Genomic DNA, 20189 nt, shown 5'->3' with positions numbered 1-20189 from the left:
CATGCGTTTCCTGCCGATTTCGCGCCGCAGCCTGCTGGTCGAGCTTGAAGACCTTGCGCAGACATTGGCGCTTTACGACGCAATGCGGGCCGATCCCCTGCCCGGCATCACCGATATCATTCCCGCCGCGCGGACGCTGATGATCCGCACCGAACCCGGCACCGCCGCCGATGCGGCGCTGGCCGGCGCGATCCTGGCCCGGCAGCCGGCCCCCGGCACCATGCCGGCGGCGCGGTCGGACGAAACCATCGAGCTGCCGGTCACCTATGACGGCGAGGATCTGCCCGAGATCGCCCGGCTGATGGAGCTGACCGAGGCCGAGGTGATCGCCGCCCATCAGGCCGCGACATGGCAGGTGGCCTTTTGCGGCTTTGCGCCCGGCTTTGCCTATCTGTCGGGCGACGATCCGCGCTTTGACCTGCCGCGCCGCAGCTCGCCGCGCACCCGTATTCCGGCCGGCTCGGTGGCGCTGGCCGGCCGGTTCTGCGGCATCTATCCGCGCGAAACGCCCGGCGGCTGGCAATTGCTGGGCCGGACCGCGGTTCCCATGTGGGACCTGGGCCGCGACCCGCCGGCGCTGCTGCAACCGGGCATGCGCTGCCGTTTCGTGGCGCAACAGGCCAGGCCGCATCCCTCGGCGGCGCTGCCGCCCGACAGGACACCGGCGACGGCCATCCGGGGGTTGCGCATCCTGGCCACGGGCTTTCCGATCACCTTTCAGGATGAGGGGCGGCCGGGCCAGACCGGGCAAGGCGTCTCGGGCTCGGGCGCGATGGATATCGGCGCGCTGCGCCGCGCCAATCGCGCCGTCGGCAACCCCTCGGGCGCCGCCGCGCTGGAAATCACCCTGGGCCCGGTGCGGCTGCGGGCCGAGTGCATGATGGTGCTGGCGCTGGCCGGCGCCGCGCGGGCCAGCATCGACGGCGCCCCGGTTCCGGCCGGCGCGGCCTTCGCGCTGGACCCCGGCGACGAGCTGCTGATCGCGCCGCCGGGTTCGGGCATGCGCAGCTATCTGGCGATGCGCGGCGGCTATCAGGTCACGCCCGTGCTGGGATCGGCCGCGACCGACACGCTGGCCTTTGTCGGGCCGGATGCGCTGAAGGCGGGCGATGCGATCGCCCCGGCAAACGGCGCCGCGATCGCGGTCGCCGCGCCCGAGATGCAACCCGAATTGCCCGGCCCCGGCGATCTGGTCGAACTGCCGGTCACGCTTGGCCCCCGTGCCGACTGGTTCACGCCCGACATGCTGCACCATTTCCTGACCCAGGAATGGCGGGTGACGCCCGACAGCTCGCGCGTCGGCATCCGGCTGCAGGGCGAGCGCCCTGTCACCCGCATTGATGCGCGCGAACTGCCCTCGGAAGGGACCGAGACCGGCGCCATCCAGGTGCCGCATTCCGGCCAGCCCGTGCTTTTCCTTGCCGATCATCCGCTGACCGGCGGCTATCCGGTCATCGCCACGCTGCGGCCCGAGGCGCTGGACCTTGCCGGCCAGATCCCGCCCGGCGCCCGTATCCGCTTTGTCGCCGACGCGCCCTTTGCCGCCATCGAACCCATGAGGTTTTCATGACCCTGTTTGTCGACTCTGCCGAGCTTCGCCCGATCCGCCGCCTGCTGATCGCAAATCGCGGCGAAATCGCCGTGCGCGTGATCCGCGCCTGCCGCGACGAGGGGATCGAGACGGTCGCCATCTATGCCGACAGCGACCGCGACGCGATCTTCGTGCGCATGGCCGATCAGGCATTCGCCCTGGGCGGCGACAGGCCGGCCGAGACCTATCTGGATGCCGAGAAGATCATCGGGATCGCGCTGAGGGCGCAGGCCGACGCAGTTCACCCGGGCTATGGATTCCTCTCTGAACGCGCCGATTTCGCCGCCGCCGTGCAGGCGGCCGGAATGATCTGGATCGGCCCCGATCCCGGCGTGATCGAGGCGCTTGGCGACAAGATCGAGGCCCGCCGCATCGCCGAGGCGGTCGGCGCGCCGCTGGTCGCGGGCACCCCCGGCCCGGTGGAAACCCCGGCCGACGCGCTGGCCTTCGCGCGCGAACACGCCCTGCCCATCGCCATCAAGGCCGCCTTTGGCGGCGGCGGGCGCGGCATGAAGGTCGCCTGGCGTCTGGAAGAGGTCGAGGAACTCTTCGAAAGCGCCACCCGCGAGGCACTGGCCGCCTTTGGCCGGGGCGAATGCTTCATCGAGCAGTTCCTCGACCGGCCCCGCCATGTCGAGGCGCAGGTGCTGGCCGACCGGCATGGCAACGTCAAGGTGATCGGCACCCGCGACTGCACCTTGCAGCGCCGCAACCAGAAACTGATCGAAGAGGCCCCCGCCCCCTTCCTGACCGACGAACAGCGCGACCGCATCCACGATTCCGCCCGCCGGATCTGCGCCCATGCCGGCTATAGCGGCGCGGGCACGGTCGAATACCTACTGTCGGCCAATGGCACGATCTCGTTTCTCGAGGTGAACACGCGCCTGCAGGTCGAGCACCCGGTGACCGAGGAAACGACCGGCATCGACCTGGTGCGGGGCATGATCCGCGTGGCGCAGGGCGCGCGGCTGGCGGACGAAACCGTGCCGGCGCCGCGCGGCCATGCGATCGAGTTCCGCATCAATGCCGAGGATCCGGCGCGGGGCTTTCTGCCCACACCCGGCCCGGTCGAGAGGTGGCAGGCGCCCTCGGGCCCCGGTATCCGTCTGGACAGCGGCGTGGCGCAGGGCTCGGTGGTGCCGGGCAGCTTCGATTCGCTGATGGCCAAGCTGATCGTCTGGGGCGCGACGCGGGCCGAGGCATTGCAGCGCGCCGAGCGGGCGCTGCGCGAATTCGAGATCGGCGGCGTGGCCTCGGTCCTGCCCTTTGACCGCGCCGTTCTGGCGCAGCCCGATTTCCGCGCCGAGGATGGCCGCTTCCGCGTCCATACGCGCTGGATCGAAACCGATTTCGCGGACGATCTGGCACGCACTCTGACACCCCATGCCCGCGTTGCCGCGCCCCCTGCCCCTGACCTGATGCGCGTCACGGTCGAGATCGACGGCAAGCGGCACCAGCTGGGCCTGCCCGCAAACCTGTTGGCGGCCCTGCCGGCGGGCGCCGCCGCCGCCCCGGCCGGTGCCGTCGATCAGCCCGCGGATGCGGCCGAGGTGACCGCGCCGGTTCCCGGCACGCTGTCGATCTGGCAGGTCGAGGACGGCGCCGAGGTCGAGGACGGTCAGGTCATCGCGGTGATCGAGGCCATGAAGATGGAAACCCGCGTCGAGGCGCATCGCGCCGGCAGGCTGTCGCATGGGTGTAAAGCCGGCAGCAGCGTCGGCATGGGCGAGGTGATCGGCAGGATCGGCTGATCCGGCGGATCGCCTGCGCGACGTGCGGCAACGCGGAACTGCGGCGCGGTCGTCTTGCCACGACCTTCGCGACGCTTGCGGCATCATGATGCGCTTGCGCGGAAATGCGGGACTGTTCGGATTCCCCGAACCACCTCTTGCGCGACTTCGGGCCGGTATCGATAGGTATTATCACGACAGCCTCGGTCCGAACCTGCCGGAACGCCCTGATTTCGTTTCATGATACATCTGGCGGCGGCCCGGATCGAGGCCGCCGGCGCCGTTCCGACTGGCGATCCGGCCGGGCGGAGGCCGAACACGCCCTGCGCCCGAGCCGCATCTTTTCGATCGCCTATCGCACAAGGCTGCCCCGGACACCGCGAGATTTCCGCGGACACGGCACTTCTGCCGCCAAGCCATTGAAAGGAAACATAACGGTCCCATATAAGATATGCGGGCCAAAAGGTCCGCGTTTCCCGTCAGAGATATGCCAATGCGCCGTCCCGGCATCAGTTTCAGAATCATGCGCAGCGAACAGGCGCATGTTCCTCCCCGGTCCCGATAGGTCGCGCTTCCAAGGCGCGCGGCGGGGCCGGGGGAGATCGTCTGTTCCATCCCTTCTTGCGCCCCGAGGTTCCCGCCATGTATCGCGCCCTTATTCCCTCCGTATGCCCCGGTTGCGGCGAGGCTGTGCCCCGCGCCGCCGCCTGGCGTTGTCCCCTTTGCCTGACATCCTTTGCTTCGGCCGCGCATTTGGCCCGGCCGCCGCAACGGCCCGGCCCCCGGATCAGGAGGCGACCCGATGACGAAAGCTGACGCGCCGATGCCGCGCCCCCGGCAGGGCGTCATGCTGTCCGCCCTGATCATGCTTGCGCTGTTCGGCGCCCCGCTTGTCGCACATCTGCCCGACGCCGCCGCCTGGTGGCCGCTGGTCCGGAACGCGACCGTCACGCTGGCGCTGCTGCTTGGCGCCCATCTGACCCATGCCCTGACCGCTGCGCGGCTGACCCGGCCGCACAAGGGTCGGCGGCCGGTGCCGCGGGTGGGGCTCGATCTGCTGCGGGTGGGGCTTTACGCTCTGGCGGTACTGATCAGCCTTTCGCTGTTCTTCCGGCAGGATCTTTCGGGGATCCTGACCGGATCGGGGCTGGTGCTGGCGGTGCTGGGCTTTGCCATCCGCAACGTGGTGGCCGATACGTTTTCGGGTCTGGCCCTGAGCCTTGAGGCGCCCTTTCGCATCGGCGACTGGGTCAATATCGACGCGCTGGCCTCGGGCCGGGTGCAGGAGATCGGTTGGCGCACGACCCGGCTGGTCACCCGCGACAGCACCTATGTCATCCTGCCCAACAGCCAGATCTCGCGCCAGCGGATCACCAATTACAGTGCGCCCCGGCAGAACTACCGCAACCATGTGGAGCTGACGCTGCCCGTGACCATGCCGGTGGCCGAGGCCCGCGCCCTGATCGGCAAGGCGCTGGAAGAGGCCAGGACCATCGTGCAGGGTAAGAACCCCGAGGTTCTGGTGGCCCGTTTCGGCCCGCAGGGGATCACCTTCCAGGTGAAATACTGGGTGCCGCAGCACGACCACGAGATCGCCTGCCGCAACGAGGTCTTCAGCCTCATTGACGCGGCGCTGCGCGCGCATGGCGTCGCGCTGGCCGCGCCGCCCTTTCCGGGACTTGTCGAAGCACCGCAGCCGCTGACCTGATCGCGCGGCTCGGTGGTCGCCCGGCCGGAGACGCGGCCATGCCCTTCCCATCTTTTGCAGGAAACCTGCCATGAACCAGGCCTTCGACGCCCTCCAGCCGGCCTATGCGCAGGGCCGCGCGATCCGTAGCGGGCGGCAGGCAATCAGGCCCTTGCAATGCAGGCCCCGACAGGGGCATTCAGATTGGCAGCTTAACTGAGCAGACTTCACTGGGTAATTACAGATCGGCAAGCGGCGGCTGCGCCCCACGCGCGTTCAGCTTGATGATCTGAAGTTCCAGGGCAGCAGGTCGTCGATCTTTGCCTGCGAGTGGGCGCGATGCGCATCCAGGCGCTGATATCGCTGAGGGGGCCATGGCTTTCACCCTTGCCCCGCCCCTGACCCGCAGCGATCTGGCAGTGCTGATCCGGGCCACTTCCCAGGCCGATGGCGAGACGCAGAATTTCGCCCTTCCCGCCAGAGCACCGTTGGATGATGAGGTCGAACACGGTTTTCTTTCGCTGCAGAATAGCGGGATTTTTGGCAAGGACATGGATGCGCCGGTTTGGGAATCCGAATTCTTCATCACCGAGGACGGCGCCCTGAGTGTGGACGGTTGGTCAGATTGCTGGATAACGGGTAAATGACACCGCTGTTTCTTACGGCTTCGGGGCCAGCACCGGCCTTGTGTTGCATCAAGGCATGCTGGCCGAGGGACGAACCGGTTTCGCAGGCAGCGGACCTAAATAGGCAGCGATTTCAAGCCGCAGTCGGCAGCCTTTGACGAGATTGGCGCCCAGCCCGCATCCGACAGGATACTTGCGCTTTGACAAGAGGCGATCAAAGGTCTTCACGCCAGCGGACCTCCGCAACCCGGGCCTGGTCATATAGCCATCATCTTGCCCCAACAGGCGCAGGAAGCTGGCATGAGCCCCATTGAATAGCCGCGACCGCCATGGCCTGATTCCGGGCGAAGCGGTGATTGCGGCCCGCGTGATGATGGCCTCCACCGTGCCGCCTCTTGCTGCCATCACGGGACCGGGTGTCGAAGTCGAACCGGTGCGCGAATTCGACGAAGGCGGCACGAATCATGCGGCCATGACTGCCGCATGCGCCGCCGCGCTGCCTGCCTCTGGCGGCGGGTCCTGCTGGATCACCGACTGGGATAATTCGCGCTACCGCGCGGCCGAGCTGTCCTATTCCGAACTACGCCTGCGCAGCCGCCTTGACCAGAACGTTGACATTTCTCATTCTCCACTGATCTTCGGCGATGTCGTAGCTAGCAAGACTTAGTGGAATTTCATACCAGTAACGCCTTTGTAAGGCCCTATTTCTTCAGCGAGGCCAGCACATGCGCGACGAAGGCCGCGACCGGCGGGCGTTTCATGGATTTCTGCCTGCAATTCAGAAAATTTCCCCGGCCCGCCGTGACTGACGCCGGGTGGGCATAGACCAGCTTTTCCTGCGCGATCGCCGGCGCCACCATGTGCTGCCAGCCCAGCATCATGCCCTCGCCGGCCAGCGCGGCCTCGATCAGAAGGCCGACCTTGTTCGTCGACAGGCTCGATGGCGATTTCGACCATTCCGCGCCCTGCGCCCGGAACCATTCGGGCCAGCCCAAGGGCTGCCAGCCGATCGCATCCGCGCTCCAATGCCGGTCATGCAGGTGCAGAAGGTTGACCCGGTTCAGCGCGGCGGGCGACTCGAAGGGGCCGTGCTCGGCCAGAAAGCCGGGCGAGCAGACGGGCTGCGCGGTCTCGGGGAACAGGAAATGCAGCTCCTCGCCGATCTCGCAGCGCTCGTTGCCGCACAGAAAGGCGATGTCCACCTCGGCATAGTTGCGGATCGCGTCGTCATTGTCCGAGGCAAAGACCACGAAGCCGGTCCCGGGATGTTCGGCGCGAAAGCTGTCGATCAGCGGCTTCAGCCAGAAGGCCGCCATGCCGTCGGTGGCCGAGACGGTCACCGTCTGCGGCCCCTCGTCCCCCGTCAGCGCCGCGACGGCCGCGCTGATCGTGTCCAGCCCCTCGGTGATCGCCGCCTGCAGGCGCCCGCCTTCGGGGGTCAGTTCCAGCGCATTATGCTTGCGGATGAACAGCTCGGTCTCCAGCGCGCGCTCCAGCAGGCGGATCTGCTGGCTGACGGCGCCCTGGGTCACGTTCAGCTCTTTCGCGGCCAGCGTGAAGCTGAGATGTTTCGCGGCCACTTCGAAGGTCGCGAAGGAACCGAGCGAGGGCAGGTAGCGGCGCTTGATGGGTGGCATGCGATCAGATCGTTCCGGAACCGGTTTCCGGTCATTCTAGTCGCGATTGCCATTCTTTCCAGCGCAGATAGGCATTCGCGCCGATCGTGTCGAAGGGATGCGGCGGCAGGCGCGAGGGCTCCGCCTCGGCGGTGAAGAAATCGGTGATCTCGCTGCCTTGCCCGCAGGCCAGTTCGGCCGCGCCGATCCCGGTCAGGGTGCCCCGCGCCGTGCCGAGGCCGTTCTGCACGCAGGCGGCGTAAAGGCCCGGCTCGAGCTGGCGCATGACCGAGACGGCATTCTTCGACAGGCACAGATGCCCGGACCAGCTATGCGCGAAGGGCAGGTCCTTCAGCATCGGAAAGCGGGCCTCGAACTTGCGCCGCATGGCGCGGCTGGCGCGGGCCAGATCGGCCGCGCTGGTCTGCATGTTCGGGCGGTAATAGCCACCCTGGCGGATGACGATGCGGTGGCCGCCCTGCGCGGGCCCGATGCGGCGGACCGTGCAGCCCATCGGATCCGAAGGCGTCAGGCCCCAGCATTCGTCGCCGCCAAGGGCGCGGATGGAATCGGGCGGCAGCTCCTCGGTCATGCAGGCGTTCAGCATGATATGCATCAGCCGGCCGCGCTTGAAGCCAAAGCTTTCCAGATGGCCGTTATTGGCCAGAATGACCCGCTGCGCCTGAATGGAGCCGTGATCCGTCGCCAGACGCCAGCCCTGCGCATTGCTTTCCAGCGTCCGCACGGGCGAATTCTCGTAGATGCGCACGCCGCCGCGTTCCAGTCCGGCCGCGAAGCCCTGCACATAGCCCGCCGGCTGCAGCATCGCCGTGCCGGGCGTGAACAGGCCGCCGTGATAATAGCCTGACCCGGTCACCTCGCGCATGTGCTGCGCATCCAGCATCTCATGCGCTTCGCCAAGCCGGGCCAGATGCGCGGCATAGCTTTGGTTCGCGGCCATGCCCGAGCGGGATGCCGCGCCGTTGATCTTGCCCGAGCGCTGGAAATAGCCCGCGGGAATCGCGTAATCCGCGACGGCCCCGGCCGCGAAGTCGATGGCCAGCCGGTTCAGCCGCGTCAGCCTGCGGTCCAGATCGTCGCCCGCGCCGGCATAATCCGAGGATGTCAGCTCATGCGGCAGGTCGATCATGAAGCCGGAATTGCGCCCGGTGCCGCCTTCGGAAATGCGCGCGGCATCGAGGATCGCGATATCCAGCGCCGGGTCGATCTGATGCAGGCGGCGCGCCGCGGACAGACCGGCGAAGCCGCCGCCCAGAATGGCGATGTCGCAGCCGGCATCGCCCTGCAGCCTTGCCCGGGGCGGTACGGGGGGCAGGATCACCCCCCAGCCCGCCGGACCGTTAAAGACCGGAATGCGGTTTGCCCGGTGAATGGTCATCTTGCGCCCGAACCTCCGTCAGCGATGCCAGGCATCCCGCCCATGTCACTTTTCCCCAAGGATCGCCGCGATATCGGCCCTGAGCGTGGTGATGACCTGTTCCAGATCGCGCTTTTCATCCGCGTCCAGACCCTGCAGCGGCGGCCGCATCGGGCCGGCGCGCAGCCCCGAGAATTCGACCCCGTGCTTGACGCATTGGATGAACTTGCCGCCCTGTTCCAGCACGGCCATCAGCGGCAGCATCGCCGACATGATGCGCCGGCCGCGGGCGAAATCGCCATCGACGGCGCAGGCGCGGTAAAGCGCGATATGTTCCTCGGGCAGGAAGTTCGAGCCGGCGCAGATCCAGCTGCGCGCGCCCCAGGCAAAGAATTCCAGCGCCTGATCGTCCATGCCGCAGGACATCTGGATATGCGGGTAGTCGCGCGCCAGCAGATGGACGCGGTTGATATCGCCCGAGCTTTCCTTGATGCCGATGACGTTTTCCGATTCGCTGACCCGATCCAGAAATTCGCGGCCCATGGCCACGCCCATCCGGCCGGGATAGTTGTAAAGGATGATCGGCAGATCCGCCGCGCGGTCGATGGTCAGCGCGTTCAGCGCGTTCTCGGCCTCGGTCGGGACGGAATAGGGGGGCGTGCCCAGAAGCAGCGCATCCGCGCCCATGTCGCGCGCGCCCTTGGCCAGGGCGATGGAATCGGGCGTGCGCATGGCGCCGGTGCCGACGATGACCGGAACGCGGCCCTTGGCGCGTTCGGTGACAAAGCGGGCCAGTTCCAGCCGCTCCTCGACGGTTTCGGCATAGTTCTCGCCGGTCGAGCCGCCCGAGATCAGCCCGTGCACACCGGCGCCGATCAGCCGCTCGATCAGTTCGGCCAGCGCGTCCAGATCGAATGCGCCATCCGCCTGGAACGGCGTGATCAGCGGCGTATAGATACCTTCAAGCGTCATTCTGCGGGTCATGTCGGGGCCTCCTCCCTCTGTGGGCGTCGCATGGAGCGGTGGTAATGCGACAGGGCCTGCGCAGGCAAAGTAGAATGTTCAGAAGCTTGGCATTAGCAGAACTATGGCACGCCCGCAGGGCAGCGCCTTTGCCTCTGGGAAGGTCGCGGGGTGGCATAAGTATCTGCTTATGCGCTGCCGGTGGATATTCTCGTTTGCCGGGCAAGGCCTCTGTTTGAAAGATTGCGCCATGTCGCCGCGACCCCGGTCACGGCAGGCAAGCAGGGGGGGAAGAATGTCCAGATGTCGCGTTTTCGGCGCGCTTGCGCTGTTGTCCGCCACGGCGATGCCGTTTGCGGCTCAGGCCAGCGACCGGCCCTACAAGCTGATCCTGACCAGCGAGGCGGGCGATCATGCCTCGCCGCTGGGCAAGGCCATGCGGCTGTGGGAATCGCTGATCGAGGAACGATCCGCCGGCCGCATCCAGGTCGAGGTCTTCTATCAGGGCGAGCTGGGCGGCCAGCAGGAGCTGTTCGACCAGCTGGTGCGCGGCAATATTCACATGATGATCACCTGGCCGCAGACATCCTATGACGAGCGGGTGGGCGTGAACTACATCCCCTATCTGGTGCTGGGCTGGGACGACGCCATCGCGGCCTTTTCGCCCGACGGCTGGGTGCAGGAGCTGATGGCCCCGATCTACGAGGATATCGGGCTGAAATATATCGGCCCCTTTCCCGAGGGCTTCGGCGGCATCGCCACGCAGAACCGCTATGCGACGAATTACGACGATGCGCAGGGGATCAAGGTCCGCTCGCAGCCGGTCTTTCCGCTGCCGCAGACGGTCAATGCCATGGGCTTCCAGGCCGTGCCCATCGACTGGGCCGAGGTCTATACCTCGCTGCAGACCGGGGTGGTGGACGGCGATTCCTCGAACGTCATCTATTGGGATTTCGAGTATTTCGGCGATGTGCTGGATTACTTCGTGCAGTCCTCACACAACTTCTCGTCCTATTCGCTGCTGATGAGCGACAGGACCTGGGACGACATGGACGAGGCCGACCGCGAGATCGTGCTTTCGGCCGCGCGTCAGGTCATCGACAAGCAATTCGCCGAGGCCCGCGCCGAGGATGAGCGCTGGATCAAGGCGGCGCAGGACGGCGGCATGGAATATGTCGTGCCCAGCGATGCCGAACAGCTGGCCTGGGTCGAACGCGTCCGGGCCGAGGTCTGGCCGCTGATCGAGGAAAGTCTGGGCCGCGAGATCATGGATGTGGTGCGCGCCAACGCGGCGGTGCCGGGCAAGGCCGGCGCCGCGGGCGGCTGAGCCGCCGGCCGGGACAAGGGAGGGAAAGACTGGACATGCTGAAGAAAATCGACGCGGCGATCGACCGCGTCATCCGCCCCGTTGTGGTCGTGATCGGCCTGGGCGTGGCATTCCTGCTGGTCGTCGGGATCGTCGCGCGCAGCGCGCTTGGCGCCCCGGTCTTCGGGCTGGAAGAGATCATGCTGCTGGCGATCATGTGGTTCTACATGCTGGGCGCGGTGCTGGCCTCGCGCGAGGGGTCGCATCTGCGGGCCGATTTCGTCGATGTGATGACCGAAAACCCGGCAATCCGGCGCGGCGCGGCGGTGATCGCCACGACCGTCTCGATCTTCGCGTCGCTGGCCTTTTGCTATTGGGCCACGGATTTCCTCAGTTTCAGCCTGTCGCGCGGGCAGAGGACGCCGGTCTTCGCCATTCCCTTCTGGGTCTCGCAGGCGAGCGTGCTGGTCGCCGCGATCCTGCTGACCGCCTATCTGATCCGCGATCTGGTCGTGCTGCTGCAGGGCGGGACGCCCGCGCGGGACGCCGATGAGGCAAAGGAATAAGCCCATGGAATCCCTTTTCGCAATTCTCGCCCTGATCGTCTTCATGCTGCTGGGCGTGCCGGTGGTCTTTTCCTTCGCCGCGATGGTGGTGATCCTGCTCATGGTCTATGATGTCAGCTGGTCGATGCCGATGATCACCGGCTACTGGACGGTGAATTCGGTCATCCTGCTGGCGCTGCCCCTGTTCGTGATGACCGGCTATCTGATGCAGACCGGCGGCATCGCCAAGCGGCTGGTCGATTTCGTCGAGGCACTGGTCGGGCGGTCCAAGACCGGCATGGGCACCTCGATGGTGGTGTCCTGCGGCATCTTCGGCGCGATCTCGGGGACGGCATCGGCCGCCGTGGCCTCGATCGGCTCGATCATGATCGGCCCGATGGAGCGGCACGGCTATGGCCGCGGCTATACCAGCGCGCTGCTGGGCGTCTCGTCCTTGCTGGGGCTGCTGATCCCGCCCTCGATCACCATGATCCTTTACGCGGTGGTGACGCGGCAGTCGGTGGCGGCCTGTTTCCTCGCGACCATCGGGCCGGGAATCGTGCTGATGATCCTGCTGTCGATCCTGAACCGCCTGCATGTGACCCGCCACCTGGGCGGCAATGACGAAAAGATGCCCTGGGGCGAACGGGTGTCGGAGATCGGCTCGACCGGCTGGCGGGCGATCCCGGCGCTGGTCCTGCCAGTAATCATCCTGGGCGGCATCTATGGCGGCTTCTTCACGCCCACCGAGGCGGCGGCGGTCTCGGTCGTCTATGCGATCCCGGTTGGCCTTTTCGTCTATCGCGAGCTGAACCCGCGGATGATCTTCGACGCCGTGGTGCAGGCGGCGGCGACGACCGGCGTGATCATGATCATCCTGGTCTTTTCCTTCGTCGCCAGCCGCATCTTCACCATCGAGCGCGTGCCGCAGCAGCTGACCGATTTCCTGCTGGGCAGTTTCGAAAGCCCGGTGGTGATCCTGCTGATGGTCAACGTCTTCCTGATCCTGCTGGGGATGATCATGGACGATGTCAGCGTCATCGCCATCGTCAGTCCGCTGATGGTCCCGGTCATGGCCGAGATCGGCGTCGATCCGATCCATTTCGCCGCCATCATCGGCACCAGCGTGGTGATCGGCGCGAACAGCCCGCCAATGGCGCCGATCCTGTTCATGGCCTGCCGCGTGGGCGAGACCAGCATGTCGCGCGTCATGAAGCCGGCCTTCTATTTCATGGGCTTCGCGGCGCTGCCGGTGATGCTGCTGACCACCTATTATTCGCCGCTGGCGCTGTATCTGCCGCGCTTGCTGGGCTACATGGACTAGCACCGACAGGAGGGACCATGGCACGTATCGGATTTCTGGGCACCGGAGAGATCGCATCGGTGATGGTCAGGACCATTGCCGCGGACGGGCACAAGATCACCGTGTCGCAGCGCAGCGAGGCGGTCTCGGCCGCGCTGGCACAGGCCCATCCGGGGCTGCAACGGGCGGACAATCAGGCGGTGCTGGACAACAGCGATATCGTCGTGCTGTGCCTGCTTGCGGATCGCGCGCGCGAGGTGCTGTCCGGCCTGAGCTTCCGCCCCGATCAGACGGTGATCTCGGTCATGGCGCGGATGTCGGTCGCGGAACTGGCCGGGCTTTGCGCGCCGGCCACGGATATCTGCGTCGCGATCCCGCTGCCGCCGATGCCGCTGGGCGGCACGCCGCTGGCGGCATTTCCCGACAACGCCCGGCTGCGCGAGATCTTCGGCCCCCATGCGCAGATCCATCCCTGCCGCTCGGAACAGGACATCGCGGCGCATTTCGCGGCGACGGGGGTGCTGCTGCCGCTGCTCGACCAGATCGATGTCGCCGCCGGCTGGCTGGCGGGGTTCACCGGCGACCATGCCGGCGCGGCAAGCTATCTGGCCGGGCTGATCGGCGGCTATTGCGAGCTGCTGACCGGCAAGGACGCGCCCGGCTTGTCCGAACTGCGCGCCGGGCTGGGCACCGAGGGCGGGCTGAACCAGACGCTCAGCAAGGCGCTGAAGGATGCGGGGACGCATGAGGCGCTGAAAGACGGGCTGGATGGTCTGCGACCGGGGCTTGGCCTACCCGCGTAGCACCAGACCATGCCGCACCGGCGGCGAGCGCGCCCCCCCTCGATCAATGAAGTGCCGGGAGCGTAAAGCACGCAACCACGCCCGATGGCAGCGGTAGAATGCGTGTGTGCTGCCAAGGTCCCGAATTACGATGTCTCCGTCCGGTGCCCGCGTCCGTCGGAGCCGGCAGCCGCAACGGCATTTATACGCATTCGCCGATGTCTTCTCGACCGTTGCTCTCGGCAGGTAGGGATAGATGGACAGGGCGATGGGGGATATCCGGGCGGGTGGGCTGACCTCATTCGGGAAGGCGATTGACCTGGCCATGCCCCGCCAGGAAAACGGCTCAGGTCCGGGCAAAGCCCGACAGGCCAAGCTCCAGCGTGCGTGTGATGAACGTGGCGACCACGGCCTTGCCGGCGGCTTCGCTCAGCGCATTGATGGCCTCGGGGCGCGCGCGCGCGGCGCGCATCGCGGCGGCGGGCGGGGCCTCGCAGGTCTCCGCCTTCGGGCAATGGCGGCAGATCTGCTCGTGGATCAGGTCGATTGCGCCCCTTTCGGTGCAGTAATGCACGACGATCGAGGCGGCGTGGCGGTTGATGACGACCGCGTTGACCCCTTCGAGCGCGCCGATCTCGCGCTCGATCGCCTCGATCAGGACTGGGTTGCTGCGGATTTGCGCGATCTTGAACCGGGCGCGGCCGGGAATGTGATGGACGCAACTGACCACGGGGGCGACTCCATAGGGGCTGGCCCATGATATCAGATGTCTAGAAAAACAGTCAAGAAATCGTCGCCTGCCGCCGGGCCTGATCGGGGGGCAAGCCGGCGCGGGCAATCGCCGAGACCAGCAGCGCGATGGTCGAGCCGTTATGCATCAGCGCGGCGGCCACCGGTGACAAGAGCCCCAGCGAAGCCGCGAGGAAAAGCGCCGAGTTGAAGCCGATGGCGATGGTGCTGTTGGACGAGATGATGCGCATGGCCTGACGGCTGACATCCCGCGCATCGGCCACCGCCCCGATCCGGTCGTCAAGCAGCAGCACATCGGCCGCGGCCTGCGCGATATCGGCGCCCAACGGCATGCTGAGGCCGACATCGGCACGGGCAAGCGCCGGGGCGTCGTTCACGCCGTCGCCGATAAAGGCGACCCTGTGCCCCGCTGCCTGAAGCCGGTCCAGGATGCGCAGCTTGTCCTCGGGGCGCAGTTCCGCATGCACCTGATCAAAGCCGAGATCGCGACCGAAGGCCTGCGCCCGTGCCGCGCGGTCGCCGGTCAGCATCACCAGCGTTTTCACCCCCGAGCCACGCAGGCGGCGGGCGGTATCGGCGGCATCATGGCGCAGTTCGTCGCGCAATCCGACAAGCCCGGCAGGCTTGCCGCCAAGCGCGATATACAGAAGCATCTTGCCCTCGCCGGCCAGGTGCTCGATTGCCGCATCATGGCGATCGAAATTCACGCCTTCCAGCCTTTGAAGGAAGTTGCGGCTGCCGATCAGCGCCTCGGTGCCGCCGACCGAAGCGCGCAGCCCGTGGCCGATCTCGAAGGTAACGTCGTCATGATCGAGATGCGCCGCGCCGCGCTGGCGGTTCTCGGTCACGATGGCCCGGGCGATGGGATGGTTGGAATGCTCCTCGACCGAGGCGGCAAGCGCCAGCAGCCGGTCCTGCGGCCATTCGTCGGGCAGGAGCGGCACCACGTCGGTCACCGTCAGCGTCCCGTGGGTCAGGGTGCCCGTCTTGTCGAAGACGAAAGTGTCGGCCTCGGCCAGCTTCTCGATGCTGCGGCCGCCCTTGATCAGGACGCCGCGCGCCACCGCGTCTGACATGGTCGCGCGCACCGCCACCGGCGCCGACAGCTTGATCGGGCAGGCGTAATCGACCAGAAAGACCGAGCTCAGCCGCCGCAGGTCGCGGGTCAAGGCCAGCGTCGCAGCGCCGAGGCCAAGCGTCATATACACCTGCCGGTCGGCATGTTTCTGGGCCAGTCGCTCGGTCTGCGACCGCTCGCCGAGCGAGTCGAGAAGCAGCCGCGCGATCTGTGCGGTGGTGGTGGCGTCGCCGACCTGCTGCGCCTCGACCCTGACATGTCCCGTCTCGATCAGGCTGCCGGCGATGATCGCGTCGCCGGGCTCCTTGCCCACGGGCACGCTTTCGCCGGTGACCGACGCCTCGTTGACCTGCGCCCGGCCGCTGCGCACCACCCCGTCGACCGGCACCCGCTCGCCGGTGCCGACCACCACCAGATCGCCGATCAGGACCTCGGCAAAGGGGACCTCCTGCGGGCCGCCGGCGCGTTCCACCCAGGCGGTTTCCGGGTTCGGCATCAGCATGTCCTGCAACAGCGCGGTAGAGTGCTGCATGGTCTTGTCTTCGAGATATTCGCCGGTGCCCATCATCAGGTCGGTGGTCATCGCGGTGCCGATCCCGCCGCGCAGCGCCCCTATCGAAACCGCCAGCGCATCCAGCAGTTCCACCGTCACGCCCTCGGTCACAAGCGACCGAACGCCCTTCAGCACACGCGGCGCGATCAGCGCCGCCCCCAGCATCTGACCCAGCCGGGCGGGCAGAACCGGCAGCGCCGCGAGCGTCGCCAGACGCAGCACCAGCGCGGCGGGCGAGGTTTCGCCCTCGTCGTCGTGATGGCGGATCTTCAGATCGGCGCGGCGCATTCTGCCGATCCGGTCAAGGATGCGCGCGCGCGTGTCCTCGGTGCCATCATGGCCGATCGTGATCGAGGCGGCATCGGTGTTGATCCGCACCGCTTGCACCCCCGCCACCGACCGCAGCTTGCCGGCAAGCTGCTCGGCATCCAGCATCGGCAGGGCCAGCGCCGGTACCCGCAAACGCAGCCGGCCGGGGATCTCATGCACGATGTGAAAGGCGACCGCCTGCCGCGCCAGCGTCACGTCATCCGCTGTGGAAGGGCTTTCCGTGGCGAGATCGAACCCCATGGCGGCGCGCTATCTGGCGCGCGCGGTGCGAATCTCGGCCTCGGCGTCGCGAAACCGCTCCTTGGCCTCCTCGACTCCGCTGCGCAGCGACAGCCAGGCATGTGCGGCACCGGTGATCGCGGCGCGCTGGACCGTCTCATTGGTCAGCAGGAAGGCGACAACGCCGCCGACCAGCGCACCGGTCAGGAATTGATCGGTCTGAATCGACCCGGAGCGAAGCGTCTGGAAAGAGGGGCTGGTCATGGTAAACTCCTGTACGGGATCTTTATCGCGGGTGCGCAAGCGATGCCGCACCCGGTTTGGCGGCCGGGCAGAGCCAGAACTGGCGCAGGTCAGCCGCCGCTGTCAGCCGCGGCCTCGGCCCATCGTCGGTTGGCCAGATACAGCACGCCGCCCGCCGCAACCGCCAGGGCCAGCAGCGGCACGGCGCGAGCGGCATGGCCGACGACCTGTGCCACCACCGCGGCGCCCGCCCCGATCATTGCGCTGTTCAGCGTGGCCTGCACCGCCTCGTCCGAGGCGATATCGCCATTGCGCAGCCGCCCGCTCTCGTGGATGCCGGCCCAGGTGCCGGCGATGGCGGCGCCGCTCAACCCGGCGCGCAGCAGCGCGTCCGCGCCGGGAAGCGGTTGCGCGGCCGGGCCGGTGCCGGAAACCGCCTGCATCACGCGCCTGTCTCCGTGCCGGGCTTGTCTTCGCCGGCAGGTGGCGCGGATTGCTGCGGTGCTGCGTTGCGCATCACGTCGCCCGCGCCGGCCATGGCATTGGCCATGACCGCCTTCAGCATCGGCAGGTTGGTCAGCGCCAGCACCACGCCGGCCCCGACCAGCGCGCCCTTCCAGAAATGCTTGTCGTCCAATGCCAAGAGCTTGCCCAGCGTGTCGGCATCGACATCGCCCCGCGACAGTTTGTCGAAGGCCTGCTTCAGGTCGGCGGCCTTAGTGCCCGCCGAAGCTGCCGCCTGCCAGGGCGGCTGGGCGCCATAGTAGTACCAGCCCTCGGGCATCGAACGGGTTTCCCCTTCTGCGCTGCGATTTTCATGGGTGCTCATTCGGACCTCGCTTTCTCAGTTCGAAACTCGATCAGGGGCTGCGAATCGATATTGTGGTCAAGCGTGACCAAAACGGGGGGACAAATCTTTGATCCCTGTCAATTCCGCGTATCGGCAACGCAAGGCGGCCGCCCGCTTGGCAAAACTGCATGATTTTGATGGCTTGGGCGATCCGGAGGCGGGAAACGACCGGGGTGCAAGCGCCGTTCCGGCGCGCAACCGGCGCTTTTCAGCCTGATGCCGGAGATACGCGCAGTATTTCACCTGCTCCGGGGCGGCCTGCCGCCGCGAGAAACATGCAAGCCATTGATATTGCTTTATTATCTTCTCGGCATGCAACAGTCGACGGGGCTTGATCCAAATCAAAGACATACTAAAACAGTCGGGGATATTATGGTTCCCGACCGAAATGATAAGGTGTCGGTAGCGCCGCCAGCGGGCCCGTTTGGCCGCTGCGCATAACGGAAGGCAGCAGCTTGCCGGCGCACCGCATCTTTCGCATGAAAAGTCGGGGCCACTGGAATGTTCCTGAGATTGCCCATCATCCGCCTGGTCGCCGCGATCCTGTTCGCAGCGCTGGTCGCGCCGTCCGGGGCGCAGGCGCAGCTCGATTATCGCGACCTGATGACCCGCGTCGAGTCGGTGCTGCGCGAGGCCGGCGCGGATTATGCGGCCGGCGATGCCGACAGCGCCAGGAACAAGGTGCAGAGCGGATATTTCGAACTGTTCGAGAATCTCGAAGGCCCGATCCGGGTGAATGTCTCGGCGGCGCGCGCCTTCGAGCTGGAGGCCGAGTTCGCCGAGATCCGCAAGATGATCATCGAGGGCGTCGCGGTATCGCAGGTCGCCGCGCGCATCGACACCCAGATTGCCGGCATCTGGGCGACCCTGCCGGCGCTGGAACAGGGCGTGGTCCTGCGCGCCGAGCCCGCCGCTGGCGAAAGCCCGGCCGCGGGCGCCCCCGCCGCGCCGGCGCCCGTCGAGCCGCATTGGCAGTCCGTGGTCGCGAAGATCGGCGAGATGATCGCCGAGGCCGCCACGGTCTATGAGGCGGGCGATTCCGAACGGGCGCGCGAGATGCTGCTGGCGGCGCAGTTCGAAGGCTACAAGAACTCGCTTCTGGAAAGCGCGGTCCGGCGCTTTCGCAGCCAAAAGGCCGACGCCGCCTTCAATGCGGAATTCAGCCGCATCATCGGGCTGGCCCGCGACGGCAAGCCGGCGCGCATGATCGCGGCCTCGGGCACGGTTCTGGTGGACGAGCTGAACGACGTGCTGCCCGGCCTGCCGCTGCTCGACGGCATGGAGGCCGCGAAAACGGCAGACCAGCAGCAGGCGCCGATCAGGGACTGGGGCGGGGTGAGCGATGACGTGATGGCCGAGATCGACGCCGCCATCGCGACTTATCAAGGCGGCGACCCCGGGGCAGCCATCAGCCATGTCCAGAACAGCTATTTCGACGTTTTCGAGTTCAGCGGCATGGAACAGGCGCTGGCGGTGCGCGACCCGGCGATGAAGACCACGCTCGAGGCGCATTTCAGCCGGATCGTCGGTCTGATGCGGGCCAGCGCCACGCCCGGTGATCTCGCCTCGGGGCGCGCCGCGATGCAGGCCGATTTCGACAGCGCCGTCACCTTTCTGGGCGGCGGGACGGAAACGCCCTGGGCGCTGTTCGTCTATGCGCTGATCATCATCCTGCGCGAAGGTTTCGAGGCGATCCTGATCGTCACCGCGATCATCACCTATCTGGTCAAGACCGGGAATCGCGACAAGCTGCCGGTGATCTACAATTCAGTGATGGTGGCGCTGGCGCTCAGCGCGCTGACCGCGGTGCTTCTGAAACTGGTGTTCCGTGCCTCGGCCGCCAGCCAGGAGGTGCTGGAAGGCGCGACCATGCTGCTGGCGGCGGTGGTGCTGTTCTCGATGAGCTACTGGCTGATCTCCAAGGCCGAGGCCGCCAAGTGGGTCGACTACATCAAGGGCACGGTCGACCGCTCGCTTGGCTCGGGCTCGCTCAAGGCGCTGTGGTTCGCCAGTTTTCTCGCCGTCTACCGCGAGGGCGCCGAGACGGTGCTGTTCTATCAGGCGCTGGTCGCGGATGCCGCGACGATGAGCGGCATCTGGGCGATCATCGCCGGCTTCGCGGCCGGCAGTGTCGGGCTGATCGCGGTCTATGCGATCATGCGCAGCGGTGCCTTGAAGCTGCCCATCCGGCCGTTCTTCATGGCCACCGGCCTGCTTCTTTACCTGATGGCCTTCGTCTTTGCCGGCAAGGGCATGATGGAGCTGATCGAGGGCAAGGTGATCACGCCCACGCTGATCGCCTGGCTGCCCGAGATCCCGGCGCTCGGCATCTACCCCTATCTGGCGACGCTGATCCCGCAACTTCTGCTGGTTCTGGCGGCTCTGTTCGCCCTGGTGGTGTTGCGGCGCCGGGCCGGCACCAAGGCCGAGCAAGAGGATACCGGAATGGGCAAGGCCTGATCCGGGCCGGCAAAGACAAGCAAGGCATCGGCAGATGCCCAGCCAGGCCGAACCAACCGCAAGCAGGACCGGGGCTGCCGTGCCCCGGCGGGAAAGGAGGGGACAGACAGGCCAGGCAATCGCAACCGGGAACCGCCCGGTCGCCGACAGAGGAACCGCCGTCCCGGGACGGCAGCAGC

General features: G+C 66.9%; 18 protein-coding genes. 10 read left to right on the top strand and 8 right to left on the bottom strand.

Translation table 11 applies throughout. The annotated features are described in order from the left end of the window. The first annotated feature begins 1 nt into the window (after position 1). From IT41_RS00375 to IT41_RS00355, 5 genes are all read left to right on the top strand, one after another. On the top strand, positions 2-1570 hold the full coding sequence (locus IT41_RS00375; RefSeq protein ID WP_036737793.1) for a 5-oxoprolinase subunit B/C family protein: 1569 nt from the start codon (positions 2-4) through the stop codon (positions 1568-1570). Next, positions 1567-3342: an acetyl/propionyl/methylcrotonyl-CoA carboxylase subunit alpha gene (locus IT41_RS00370; protein ID WP_197055959.1), complete on the top strand. Its 1776-nt coding sequence runs from the start codon at positions 1567-1569 to the stop codon at positions 3340-3342. Before IT41_RS00375 ends, IT41_RS00370 begins: the two co-directional genes overlap by 4 nt. Positions 3343-4123: 781 nt before the next feature. Then, complete coding sequence (locus IT41_RS00365; RefSeq protein ID WP_052081206.1) at positions 4124-5029, top strand: mechanosensitive ion channel family protein; 906 nt, start codon at positions 4124-4126, stop codon at positions 5027-5029. Between the two features lie 353 nt (positions 5030-5382). After that, a complete protein-coding gene (locus tag IT41_RS00360; protein WP_036737790.1) occupies positions 5383-5655 on the top strand; it encodes a hypothetical protein in 273 nt (90 codons plus the stop codon). Positions 5656-5944: 289 nt separating this feature from the next. Then, positions 5945-6301, top strand: a complete 357-nt coding sequence (locus IT41_RS00355; protein WP_036737788.1) for a hypothetical protein — start codon at positions 5945-5947, stop codon at positions 6299-6301. 34 nt (positions 6302-6335) lie between these two features. On the opposite strand, the gene IT41_RS00350 is transcribed toward IT41_RS00355, so the two are convergent. From IT41_RS00350 to IT41_RS00340, 3 genes are read right to left on the bottom strand one after another with little or no spacing between them, the layout of a single operon-like run. Further along, a complete protein-coding gene (locus tag IT41_RS00350) occupies positions 6336-7271 on the bottom strand; it encodes a LysR substrate-binding domain-containing protein (protein ID WP_036737786.1) in 936 nt (311 codons plus the stop codon). A 31-nt stretch (positions 7272-7302) separates the two neighbouring features. Beyond that, positions 7303-8649: an NAD(P)/FAD-dependent oxidoreductase gene (locus IT41_RS00345; protein ID WP_036737784.1), complete on the bottom strand. Its 1347-nt coding sequence runs from the start codon at positions 8647-8649 to the stop codon at positions 7303-7305. A 45-nt stretch (positions 8650-8694) separates the two neighbouring features. Further along, complete coding sequence (locus IT41_RS00340) at positions 8695-9600, bottom strand: dihydrodipicolinate synthase family protein (RefSeq protein ID WP_036737782.1); 906 nt, start codon at positions 9598-9600, stop codon at positions 8695-8697. A 286-nt stretch (positions 9601-9886) separates the two neighbouring features. On the opposite strand from IT41_RS00340, the gene dctP reads away from it, so the two are divergent. Genes dctP through IT41_RS00320 form a run of 4 tightly spaced genes read left to right on the top strand, consistent with a single transcriptional unit; the run spans position 9887 to position 13548 of the window. Then, positions 9887-10918: a TRAP transporter substrate-binding protein DctP gene (gene dctP, locus IT41_RS00335; RefSeq protein WP_074948008.1), complete on the top strand. Its 1032-nt coding sequence runs from the start codon at positions 9887-9889 to the stop codon at positions 10916-10918. Between the two features lie 35 nt (positions 10919-10953). Further along, positions 10954-11463, top strand: a complete 510-nt coding sequence (locus IT41_RS00330) for a TRAP transporter small permease (protein ID WP_036737780.1) — start codon at positions 10954-10956, stop codon at positions 11461-11463. Between the two features lie 4 nt (positions 11464-11467). Continuing rightward, on the top strand, positions 11468-12766 hold the full coding sequence (locus IT41_RS00325; RefSeq protein ID WP_036737778.1) for a TRAP transporter large permease: 1299 nt from the start codon (positions 11468-11470) through the stop codon (positions 12764-12766). A gap of 17 nt (positions 12767-12783) precedes the next feature. Continuing rightward, positions 12784-13548: an NAD(P)-binding domain-containing protein gene (locus tag IT41_RS00320; RefSeq protein ID WP_036737776.1), complete on the top strand. Its 765-nt coding sequence runs from the start codon at positions 12784-12786 to the stop codon at positions 13546-13548. A 325-nt stretch (positions 13549-13873) separates the two neighbouring features. Here the strand turns inward: IT41_RS00320 and IT41_RS00315 are convergent, their stop codons facing one another. The 5 genes from IT41_RS00315 to IT41_RS00295 form a co-directional block, all read right to left on the bottom strand. Further along, positions 13874-14257, bottom strand: a complete 384-nt coding sequence (locus IT41_RS00315) for an HMA2 domain-containing protein (protein WP_036737775.1) — start codon at positions 14255-14257, stop codon at positions 13874-13876. A 52-nt stretch (positions 14258-14309) separates the two neighbouring features. Beyond that, positions 14310-16478 carry a heavy metal translocating P-type ATPase gene (locus tag IT41_RS00310; RefSeq protein ID WP_052081205.1) on the bottom strand — a complete coding sequence of 723 codons (2169 nt, stop codon included), beginning with the start codon at positions 16476-16478 and terminating at the stop codon, positions 14310-14312. A 9-nt stretch (positions 16479-16487) separates the two neighbouring features. Then, positions 16488-16721 (bottom strand): hypothetical protein, encoded by a 234-nt coding sequence (locus tag IT41_RS00305; RefSeq protein ID WP_052081204.1) that lies wholly within the window; start codon positions 16719-16721, stop codon positions 16488-16490. Between the two features lie 89 nt (positions 16722-16810). Continuing rightward, positions 16811-17143 (bottom strand): hypothetical protein, encoded by a 333-nt coding sequence (locus IT41_RS00300; RefSeq protein WP_036737774.1) that lies wholly within the window; start codon positions 17141-17143, stop codon positions 16811-16813. Continuing rightward, positions 17143-17529: a hypothetical protein gene (locus tag IT41_RS00295; protein WP_036737771.1), complete on the bottom strand. Its 387-nt coding sequence runs from the start codon at positions 17527-17529 to the stop codon at positions 17143-17145. Before IT41_RS00295 ends, IT41_RS00300 begins: the two co-directional genes overlap by 1 nt. A 522-nt stretch (positions 17530-18051) precedes the next feature. Here IT41_RS00295 and IT41_RS00290 point away from each other — a divergent pair. Beyond that, positions 18052-20010: an FTR1 family iron permease gene (locus IT41_RS00290; protein WP_052081203.1), complete on the top strand. Its 1959-nt coding sequence runs from the start codon at positions 18052-18054 to the stop codon at positions 20008-20010. The last annotated feature ends 179 nt before the right edge of the window (positions 20011-20189 follow it).

Source organism: Paracoccus halophilus, from assembly GCF_000763905.1.
Classification (GTDB): domain Bacteria; phylum Pseudomonadota; class Alphaproteobacteria; order Rhodobacterales; family Rhodobacteraceae; genus Paracoccus; species Paracoccus halophilus.
The sequence above is the reverse complement of the archived record's forward strand: the minus strand, read 5'-3'. Positions and strand labels throughout refer to the sequence as shown.

What these genes read in the sequence shown, in the direction of transcription:
- IT41_RS00360 (WP_036737790.1), top strand. Translation starts at nt 5,383, where the DNA reads ATGGCTTTCACCCTTGCCCCGCCCCTGACCCGCAGCGATCTGGCAGTG.
- IT41_RS00350 (WP_036737786.1), bottom strand. Translation starts at nt 7,271, where the DNA reads ATGCCACCCATCAAGCGCCGCTACCTGCCCTCGCTCGGTTCCTTCGCG.
- IT41_RS00300 (WP_036737774.1), bottom strand. Translation starts at nt 17,143, where the DNA reads ATGCAGGCGGTTTCCGGCACCGGCCCGGCCGCGCAACCGCTTCCCGGC.
- IT41_RS00320 (WP_036737776.1), top strand. Translation starts at nt 12,784, where the DNA reads ATGGCACGTATCGGATTTCTGGGCACCGGAGAGATCGCATCGGTGATG.
- IT41_RS00365 (WP_052081206.1), top strand. Translation starts at nt 4,124, where the DNA reads ATGACGAAAGCTGACGCGCCGATGCCGCGCCCCCGGCAGGGCGTCATG.
- IT41_RS00340 (WP_036737782.1), bottom strand. Translation starts at nt 9,600, where the DNA reads ATGACGCTTGAAGGTATCTATACGCCGCTGATCACGCCGTTCCAGGCG.
- dctP (WP_074948008.1), top strand. Translation starts at nt 9,887, where the DNA reads ATGTCCAGATGTCGCGTTTTCGGCGCGCTTGCGCTGTTGTCCGCCACG.
- IT41_RS00325 (WP_036737778.1), top strand. Translation starts at nt 11,468, where the DNA reads ATGGAATCCCTTTTCGCAATTCTCGCCCTGATCGTCTTCATGCTGCTG.
- IT41_RS00305 (WP_052081204.1), bottom strand. Translation starts at nt 16,721, where the DNA reads ATGACCAGCCCCTCTTTCCAGACGCTTCGCTCCGGGTCGATTCAGACC.
- IT41_RS00290 (WP_052081203.1), top strand. Translation starts at nt 18,052, where the DNA reads ATGTTCCTGAGATTGCCCATCATCCGCCTGGTCGCCGCGATCCTGTTC.
- IT41_RS00330 (WP_036737780.1), top strand. Translation starts at nt 10,954, where the DNA reads ATGCTGAAGAAAATCGACGCGGCGATCGACCGCGTCATCCGCCCCGTT.
- IT41_RS00310 (WP_052081205.1), bottom strand. Translation starts at nt 16,478, where the DNA reads ATGGGGTTCGATCTCGCCACGGAAAGCCCTTCCACAGCGGATGACGTG.
- IT41_RS00375 (WP_036737793.1), top strand. Translation starts at nt 2, where the DNA reads ATGCGTTTCCTGCCGATTTCGCGCCGCAGCCTGCTGGTCGAGCTTGAA.
- IT41_RS00370 (WP_197055959.1), top strand. Translation starts at nt 1,567, where the DNA reads ATGACCCTGTTTGTCGACTCTGCCGAGCTTCGCCCGATCCGCCGCCTG.
- IT41_RS00345 (WP_036737784.1), bottom strand. Translation starts at nt 8,649, where the DNA reads ATGACCATTCACCGGGCAAACCGCATTCCGGTCTTTAACGGTCCGGCG.
- IT41_RS00295 (WP_036737771.1), bottom strand. Translation starts at nt 17,529, where the DNA reads ATGAGCACCCATGAAAATCGCAGCGCAGAAGGGGAAACCCGTTCGATG.